The following is a 3,161-nucleotide window of genomic DNA, read 5'->3' on the forward strand; positions in this document are numbered from 1 at the left end:
GACGCGACGGTCCCGGCCGAGCCCTCCGCCGCGGGCTCCTGGCAGAAGACCGCTCCGATCCCGATCGGCCAGCGCTACGGCGCGATCAGCCTGTGGGCGGGCAGTGCGTTCTACATCATCGGCGGCACCAGCCACTGCGGGCTCGACGACCAGGGCAGGGCGGCGACGCCGGGCAGCGCGAACGACGCCGAGCTGTGCGCTGCCAGCCTGCCGTCGCCGGGGAGGAGCCTCGCTGACGGTGCCCGCTACGACCCCGCCTCCGACAGCTGGACCAGGATCGCCGACGCGCCCAGCCCCCTCCCCGGCGGGCAGGGGGTCGTCGCCGGCGACGCGATCTACGTGCGCACCGGGGACGAGAATCCCCGGCTGTTCCGCTATGACCTTGCCGCCGACGCATGGACGCAGATCCCCGCCCCGGACGGACGGATCGTCGGGCAGCTGGTCAGCCGCGGCGGCGAGTTGTACGCGACCACCACCGCGATCCGGTGCCTCAAGGATCACTGTGGCTGGCTGCAGCACTGGGACGCCGCCGCCGGCGCCTGGGCCGATGCGACCGCCCTGCCGGCAGGGGATTGGCAAGGTGAGGCCTGGGTGGCGGCAACCACGGACGCGGTCGTCCTGATTCGCTCCACCCGAGGGGGCGGCGCGGTCGGGTCGGTCCTCCGCGACGGTGCGTGGCGGCAGGTGCCGGCCCTGCCGCTGCGCAGTCCCGACTGGCTGGGGGTCGCCGGCGACCTGATCGTGCTGGTTGGGGGCGATCAGGCCGCGTACACCCTCGACCCGTCCGATCCGGTCTGGCGGCGGGTGCCGGACGCCCCGGGGCGCGGCGGCCTGCTCGGCGCGGACCCGCCGCTCGGCGCGCCGCGGTTCACCGACGGCAACCGGGTCAGCGTCGGGGGCGACCTGTACGACCCGGCGACCGGCGCCTGGACCGACGTGCCGCCTCTGCCGAACCCGCTGTGGGCCTTCGCTGCCTTCGCCGGCAGCGGCAGTCAGGTGCTGGGCTGCTACGTCGGCCCGGCGGACTCCCTCAACGACTGCTATCTGCTCACCCTCGCGGCGGCCGTCACGTCTGCCGCTCCGGTGCCGGTGGACGAGTGGGTGGCGACCTCGCCGAGCCCGCTCATTCCGCGGCGGAATGCGCTGGGCGCCTGGGTGGGCACCACCTACCTGGTCATCGGCGGCGACTGCGGGGGCATGGCCAGCTGCAAGGCGACCATTCCCCGCGAGGGGGCGGCGTACGACCCGGCGACCGACCGGTGGCGCCGGATCGCGTCCGCGCCGGCCGAACTGGACGCGTCCGCGCGCTGGGCGGTGCAGGGCTCGACGCTCTACGTGGTGGCGGCCGCAGGTGGCCAACTGCTCGCCTACGACCCGGCCGTCGACAGCTGGCGCGAACTCCCCGCGGCGCCGTTGCCCGGCGGACGAGTGGGCGCGCTGCGAGCGAACGACGAACTGCTGCTCGCCTTCGACGACGCCGCGCGGCCCAGGGCGTGGTTCGACCCGGTGGCGGCGACATGGACGAAGATCCCGGCCGGGGCGTATCCCTCCGGCGGCGGACCGGGCTCCTCGGCGTCCCTGACCCCCAAGGAACTGGTGATCGGTGACGTGACCAGCGAGAAGGGCTCGGGTTCGATGAGGTTCCGGGTCTTCGCCATCGACGCGATCTCGCGGCCCCAGATCGACTCGACCACCACCCTCGCCGGCTGGAACGGGACGGGCCGGCTGGTCACCACCGATCAGGCGACGACGGTCCTGGTTCCCGATGGTGCCGGCGAGGCCGCCTACCGGACGGGCGGTGGCGAGCAGTGGGTCACGGTTCCCGAACCGCCGGCCACGGGCGGCCCGCTGCAGAGCGGCCTGGTGGTGGGGGACGCCGTCGCGCTGGGCGGTCAGCTGTTCAACCCCGAGACCGGCACCTGGAGCGTCCTTCCCGCACTGCCGTCTGGCGCGCCCGGCGGCGTCCAGGCGGCGTCGTCCGACACCGTCCTGGCCTGCTCCGGCGACGTCACCTCAGCGCAGGGCTGGTGTCACCTCCTGCGCCGGTGAGCGGCGCGTCCGGGACGGCCGAGCGAGCCTGCAGCACGCCGGCGCCCGACCTCTGAACGGGAAAGGGGACGGATACCTGAACGCGAAAGGGACGGATACCTGAACGGGAAAGGAACCGTCCCCATTTCCGTTCGGGGGGACGGTTCCTTTCCCGTTCAGAGGGGGCTGGGGCGGACGCCGCGGCGTCGGCTGCCGACGGCGACCCGGTAGCTCCACACCTCGCTGGCGGTGCCGACCGGACGCGGACGCGCCGGGTCGGGCGCCTCGCCGGGGCCGTGGCCGTGGCCGCGCCGGAAGTCGGTGGACGCCAGCCAGGCCTGGTAGGACTCCTCGTCGTCCCAACGGGTCACGACCAGCCACTGGTCGCGGTCGTCGGTGGGCTGCAGGAGTTCGAAGCCGCCGAAGCCCGGCTGCCCGTCCACCGCGCCCAGCCGGGCGGCGAAGCGGTGGGCCAGCTCGTCCCCGGACTCCTTCGGCACGGTGATGGCGTTGATCTTGATCACGGTCATGCCGCCATTGTGCCCACCGCCCGCGGGCGGGTCAGGACGCGGCGTCCACGATCTCTGCGGTGACCCGGACGGGAACGGCCAGCGAGTTGGCGATGTAGCAGCCGCGGTGTCCCGCGTCGACGAGGGAGCGGACGAGGTCGTGGTCGGTGCCGGGCGCGACGGTGATCCGGGGGTGCAGCGCGATCGAGACGATCGCGGGCCGGACCAGGCTCGCGTCCAGCACCGCGGTGGCGTCGTCGTCGTAGGCGAGCACGTCCACCCGCTTCAGGGCCGCCTCGGCCAGGAAGGACAGCAGCTGGCAGCTACTGGCGGCGGCGAGCACCAGGTGCTCGGGGTTCAGCCGGTCGGGGCTGCCCAGGAAGGCGGGATCGGCGGTCAGGTCGAGCGCGAGGCCGGAGCCGGTCGGGGGCCCGTCCGCGGTGGCGTCGGGCCTGGCCAGCGGGTCGCGGCCGCGGGCGACCCCTGCCGCTCGTTGGTCGGGGACGGCATCCCCAGCCGCGACATCCCCGCCCGGTGCGGCTCCGGGCGTCGTGCCGGCCACGATCGCGACCAGCCGGTGCGCCCTGTCATAGCTCCGGTAGCCGGCCCCGGTCGAGCCTGACC

At 74.4% G+C, this 3,161-nt stretch carries 3 protein-coding genes; 1 reads left to right on the top strand and 2 read right to left on the bottom strand.

The window, feature by feature from the left end; all coding sequences use genetic code 11:
* On the top strand, nt 1–2,049 hold a 2,049-nt coding region (locus QM633_RS06215; RefSeq protein ID WP_415152865.1), incomplete at its 5' end, for a hypothetical protein.
* 155 nt (nt 2,050–2,204) lie between these two features.
* Here the strand turns inward: QM633_RS06215 and QM633_RS06220 are convergent.
* Both QM633_RS06220 and QM633_RS06225 read right to left on the bottom strand, forming a co-directional pair.
* Entirely contained in the window at nt 2,205–2,558 is a 354-nt protein-coding gene (locus QM633_RS06220; protein ID WP_415152866.1) for an antibiotic biosynthesis monooxygenase family protein, read from the bottom strand.
* Between the two features lie 31 nt (nt 2,559–2,589).
* On the bottom strand, nt 2,590–3,161 hold a 572-nt coding region (locus QM633_RS06225), incomplete at its 5' end, for an OsmC family protein (protein ID WP_415152867.1).

Source organism: Propionicimonas sp. (assembly GCF_047606205.1).
Taxonomy (GTDB): domain Bacteria; phylum Actinomycetota; class Actinomycetes; order Propionibacteriales; family Propionibacteriaceae; genus Propionicimonas.